Here is a 4,289-nt window from a genome sequence, read left to right on the forward strand (position 1 = left end):
GGGCCCGTTCGTCGACGACCACCTCCTCGCGAAGGTGGACGTGCAGAACGAAAAGGGCACGAAGCAGGTCATCAAGACCTGGTCGCGTCGCTCGACCATCATCCCCGATTTCATCGGGCACACTTTCGCCGTCCACGACGGTCGCAAGCATGTCCCGGTGTTCATCTCGGACAACATGGTCGGCCACAAGCTCGGTGAGTTCGCGCCGACCAGGACGTTCAAGAGCCACGTCAAGGACGACCGGAAGAGCAAGCGGCGATGACTGAAACCATTCAGAACCCGACTGCACGCGCAACCGCCAAGCACGTTCGGGTCACCCCGATGAAGGCCCGTCGAGTCGTGGACCTGGTCCGCGGCAAGAGCGTCGAGGACGCGCTGGCGATCCTGCGGTTCGCACCGCAGGCTGCCAGCGAGCCCGTGGCCAAGGTCGTGGCTTCGGCCGCGGCGAACGCCGAGAACAACCTCGGCCTCAACCCGGCCACCCTGGTCATCTCGACTGCTTTTGTCGACGAGGGCGCCACCATGAAGCGTTTCCAGCCGCGGGCCCAGGGCCGTGCGTTCCGGATTCGTAAGCGCACCAGCCACATCACCATCGAGGTCGAGAGCGTGCCCACCACCGGCGCTGCCACTCGTAGCCGCCGGAAGGGAGGGGCAAAGTAAATGGGACAGAAAATTAACCCCCATGGCTTCCGCCTCGGTATCACCACCGACTGGAAGTCGCGTTGGTACGCGGACAAGCAGTACGCGGAATACGTGAAGGAAGACGTTCAGATCCGCAAGCTCCTCGCCACTGGCATGGAGCGGGCAGGCATCTCGAAGGTCGAGATCGAGCGCACCCGTGATCGCGTCCGTGTGGATATCCACACCGCGCGTCCCGGCATCGTGATCGGTCGTCGTGGCGCGGAAGCCGACCGCATCCGCGCCGAGCTGGAGAAGCTCACCAAGAAGCAGGTTCAGCTGAACATCCTCGAGGTCAAGAACCCCGAGTCGGATGCGCAGCTGGTTGCTCAGGGTGTGGCCGAGCAGCTGTCCAACCGTGTGGCGTTCCGTCGTGCGATGCGTAAGGCCATTCAGTCGGCCATGCGTTCGCCGAACGTCAAGGGCATCCGTGTGCAGTGCTCGGGCCGCCTCGGTGGCGCCGAAATGTCGCGCTCGGAGTTCTACCGTGAAGGTCGTGTTCCGCTGCACACGCTGCGTGCGGACATCGACTACGGCCTCTACGAGGCCAAGACCACCTTCGGTCGCATCGGTGTGAAGGTCTGGATCTACAAGGGTGACATCGTCGGTGGTCGTCGTGAACTGACCGCCGCCGCTGCTGCTCCGGAGCGCCCGCGTCGCGAGCGTCCGAGCCGCCCTCGTCGGTCCGGCGCCACTGGCACCACCGCGACCAGCACCGAGGTCGGTCGCGCCGCCACTGCAGTGGCGGAGGCTCCGGCAGAGAACAAGGAGGGCTGACGCATGCTGATGCCCCGTCGCGTCAAGCACCGCAAGCAGCACCACCCCGGTCGCTCGGGCATGTCCAAGGGCGGCACCGCGGTGGCCTTCGGTGAGTACGGCATCCAGGCTCTCGAGCCCGCCTACGTCACCAACCGTCAGATCGAGTCGGCGCGTATCGCAATGACCCGCCACATCAAGCGTGGCGGCAAGATCTGGATCAACATCTACCCCGACCGCCCGCTCACGAAGAAGCCGGCCGAAACCCGCATGGGTTCCGGTAAGGGTTCGCCGGAGTGGTGGGTCGCGAACGTGAAGCCCGGTCGGGTCATGTTCGAGATGTCTTACCCCAACGAGGAGACCGCTCGTGAGGCCCTGCGCCGCGCGATGCACAAGCTCCCGATGAAATGCAGGATCGTGACCAGGGAGGAGCAGTTCTGATGGCTACCGAAACACCGGCCGCAGAGCTCCGTGAGCTCAACGAAGAAGAGCTCGTGGCACGCCTGCGCGAGTCGAAGGAAGAGCTGTTCAACCTGCGCTTCCAGATGGCGACGGGTCAGCTCGACAACAACCGTCGACTGCGCGTCGTCCGCCACGAGATCGCGCGCATTTACACGGTCATGCGTGAGCGCGAGCTCGGCCTGGCCACGGCGCCCGCTGGCAAGGGAGATGCGGCATGAGCGAGAACACCGAAGAGCGCAACAGCCGCAAGGTACGCAGCGGCTACGTTGTCTCCGACAAGATGAACAAGACGATCGTCGTCGAGCTGGAAGACCGTCACCGGCACAAGCTCTACGGCAAGATCATTCGCACCACCTCCAAGGTGAAGGCGCATGACGAGAACGAGATCGCCCACGTCGGCGACCACGTTCAGCTGATGGAGACCCGTCCGCTGTCGGCCACCAAGCGCTGGCGTCTGGTCGAGGTCCTGGAGAAGGCCAAGTAAGGTCCCTCCTCGATCCATCGAGATCGTTTCTGCGATGGCCCGTTTCCCTCTGGGGAAGCGGGCCATCGTCGTTCCATGGATGCTCCTGATGTGGTGTCATCCTTGATACCATTAGTTCCATGGCGTGGACTATGCGATTGACCGGTGAGGATGAGGCTGCGCTCGCGACACAGGCCCGCGACGAAGGGCGCTCGAAGAACGAGATCATGCGCGATGCGCTGCGTGCCTACCTGCTGCGTAATCGGCGGTGGGATCAACCGTTGATCAACGACGACGAGACATTCGACCTAGGCGGGGCTATCGGCAAGGACGAGATTCATGATGCGATGAATCGCACTGCATGATCGTCATCGCGGACACATCCGGATTGCTCGCGATGTTCAACCGCTCCGATCCTGAGCACTTCGCTGTGCGGCGCGCCGCCGATTCCGCCAGCGCCGTGGTGGTCAGCCCGTTGGCGCTGACCGAAGTGCATCACGTCGCCAGCGTTCGTGGCGGACGCAAGATCGCTGACCGGATTCTGGGCTCACTCGCCGACCGCATCGCGCAGACCCGCATCGTCCTCGCCGAAGTCGACGCCGAACAGTTGAACGCGGCGATCACGGTTCGTGCCACGTATGACAGCTTGGATCTTGATCTGGTCGATGCGGTGTGTGTCGTAGTGGCAGCTCAGTACGACACGGACGCGATCCTCACCCTCGACCGTCGAGATTTCCGCGTGCTGCGCCCGCTCCACAACTACCCGGCATTTCGCTTGTTCCCCGACGATTTCGAATGAACTGATTCGCTCCGAACAGCTGAGCTGTCAGCCGGTGAAGGCGTAGGGCTGGCGGATCTTGTGGGCGAATTCGACGATGTTGGTGACTGTGCTGCTGGGGACGCCGACTTCGCTGCCGATGCTGCGGGCCGACCAAGACTGGTCGGTGAGTTCGAGGATCTCTTCGATCTGGTCGAGGGTCAGGCGCAGGGGGCTGCGGTGGGCGATGCGGCGGGCCAGGGCGCGGACCTCGGTGTCTTCGTCGAAGTCGAAGTCGTCGGGGGCCGGGAGGTCGTCGTCGTCTTCGTCGGGGACGTCCAGGTCGACCGGGTCCGGTACCGCGGGCTCGTCGAGATCGGCAGCGGGGATTGTTGTCGGGTGCGAGACGGCTGCCGTCGGCGCTGAGGTCGAGGCGGTGGTGTCTGTCCGCTCGGGGACTGGGGCGGTGGATTCGGCCGGCTCTGGGGTGGGCTCGGTGTGTGGTGCGGGCGCCGGCTGCAAGGCCAGTTGCTCGCCGGGTTCGGCGGTGAGGGTCAGTTGCTCCGGCTCCGCGGCGGGGGGCTGGGGATCGTTGTGCACCGTTACCGGATCGGTGATCGGTGGAGTGTCGCCATCAGGGTCACGGGCGACGGTGCCGGCGTGCATCGTCGCCTCGGGAACCGGGTCGGTACCGGTTGCTTCGCCCGCAGGGGAGTGCGCGGCGGCGGTGACCGGTATTCGCCGCAAAGTCGCGGCGACCCCAGTGGTCCGGCCGACGTGCTCGGTGCCGTTGCGGCGATGATCGGCGGCCGCCTTGTGGATGAGTTCGAGGGTGCCGGGGGCGCTCGGCTTGTCGGAGGACGGGCGGCGCAGGCCGTGCGGGTAGGTGCGTTCGGCCGACGGCGCTGCGATGCTCTCGGCCGCTGAGACCAGCGGCGCCGCGCTCGGCGCCGAGGTATCGCGAACCACCGGCTCCGAGACGATCGGCTGGTCGAGGCTGTCGGCGGGGTTCGCCTGCTCGGAAGCCGCGGCGGTCCCGAAAGCCGTTCCGGTTGTGGTGGAGATCAATTCGTCGGTGCCTGCGGCGGACGCTGTTTTCACGGCGGCGAACTCGAGATCCTCGGTCGCCTCGGTCGCCTCGGTCGCCTCGGTCGCCTCGGTCGCCTCGGTCGC

At 65.3% G+C, this 4,289-nt stretch carries 8 protein-coding genes and 1 pseudogene; 8 read left to right on the forward strand and 1 reads right to left on the reverse strand.

Annotated features, from left to right (window positions below; genetic code table 11):
* From rpsS to ACFWF3_RS26150, 8 genes are all read left to right on the forward strand, one after another.
* A partial coding sequence (gene rpsS, locus ACFWF3_RS26115; protein ID WP_379315956.1) for a 30S ribosomal protein S19 occupies positions 1 to 262 on the forward strand: 262 nt, incomplete at its 5' end.
* The gene (gene rplV, locus ACFWF3_RS26120) at positions 259 to 660 is read left to right on the forward strand and encodes a 50S ribosomal protein L22 (protein ID WP_067448312.1); all 402 of its coding nucleotides are present in this window, start codon (positions 259 to 261) and stop codon (positions 658 to 660) included. The genes rpsS and rplV, both read left to right, overlap by 4 nt.
* Positions 661 to 1,455: a 30S ribosomal protein S3 gene (gene rpsC / locus ACFWF3_RS26125; RefSeq protein ID WP_266296840.1), complete on the forward strand. Its 795-nt coding sequence runs from the start codon at positions 661 to 663 to the stop codon at positions 1,453 to 1,455.
* A gap of 3 nt (positions 1,456 to 1,458) precedes the next feature.
* On the forward strand, positions 1,459 to 1,875 hold the full coding sequence (gene rplP / locus ACFWF3_RS26130; RefSeq protein WP_266296839.1) for a 50S ribosomal protein L16: 417 nt from the start codon (positions 1,459 to 1,461) through the stop codon (positions 1,873 to 1,875).
* The gene (gene rpmC / locus ACFWF3_RS26135; RefSeq protein ID WP_056818473.1) at positions 1,875 to 2,114 is read left to right on the forward strand and encodes a 50S ribosomal protein L29; all 240 of its coding nucleotides are present in this window, start codon (positions 1,875 to 1,877) and stop codon (positions 2,112 to 2,114) included. Before rplP ends, rpmC begins: the two co-directional genes overlap by 1 nt.
* A complete protein-coding gene (gene rpsQ, locus ACFWF3_RS26140; protein ID WP_056818470.1) occupies positions 2,111 to 2,380 on the forward strand; it encodes a 30S ribosomal protein S17 in 270 nt (89 codons plus the stop codon). Before rpmC ends, rpsQ begins: the two co-directional genes overlap by 4 nt.
* A 119-nt stretch (positions 2,381 to 2,499) precedes the next feature.
* A complete protein-coding gene (locus ACFWF3_RS26145; RefSeq protein ID WP_379315958.1) occupies positions 2,500 to 2,724 on the forward strand; it encodes a ribbon-helix-helix protein, CopG family in 225 nt (74 codons plus the stop codon).
* Positions 2,721 to 3,158 (forward strand): PIN domain-containing protein, encoded by a 438-nt coding sequence (locus ACFWF3_RS26150; RefSeq protein WP_379315960.1) that lies wholly within the window; start codon positions 2,721 to 2,723, stop codon positions 3,156 to 3,158. The genes ACFWF3_RS26145 and ACFWF3_RS26150 overlap by 4 nt, the downstream gene beginning before the upstream one ends.
* 27 nt (positions 3,159 to 3,185) lie before the next feature.
* On the opposite strand, the pseudogene ACFWF3_RS26155 reads toward ACFWF3_RS26150, so the two are convergent.
* Positions 3,186 to 4,289, reverse strand: a pseudogene (locus ACFWF3_RS26155) (hypothetical protein); the annotation flags it as partial.

This window comes from Nocardia sp. NPDC060220 (assembly GCF_042727815.1).
GTDB lineage: Bacteria > Actinomycetota > Actinomycetes > Mycobacteriales > Mycobacteriaceae > Nocardia.

Bases quoted from the DNA above. Each gene is read 5' to 3' on its own strand.
- rplV (WP_067448312.1), top strand. From the start codon at position 259: ATGACTGAAACCATTCAGAACCCGACTGCACGCGCAACCGCCAAGCAC.
- rpsC (WP_266296840.1), top strand. From the start codon at position 661: ATGGGACAGAAAATTAACCCCCATGGCTTCCGCCTCGGTATCACCACC.
- rplP (WP_266296839.1), top strand. From the start codon at position 1,459: ATGCTGATGCCCCGTCGCGTCAAGCACCGCAAGCAGCACCACCCCGGT.
- rpmC (WP_056818473.1), top strand. From the start codon at position 1,875: ATGGCTACCGAAACACCGGCCGCAGAGCTCCGTGAGCTCAACGAAGAA.
- rpsQ (WP_056818470.1), top strand. From the start codon at position 2,111: ATGAGCGAGAACACCGAAGAGCGCAACAGCCGCAAGGTACGCAGCGGC.
- ACFWF3_RS26145 (WP_379315958.1), top strand. From the start codon at position 2,500: ATGGCGTGGACTATGCGATTGACCGGTGAGGATGAGGCTGCGCTCGCG.
- ACFWF3_RS26150 (WP_379315960.1), top strand. From the start codon at position 2,721: ATGATCGTCATCGCGGACACATCCGGATTGCTCGCGATGTTCAACCGC.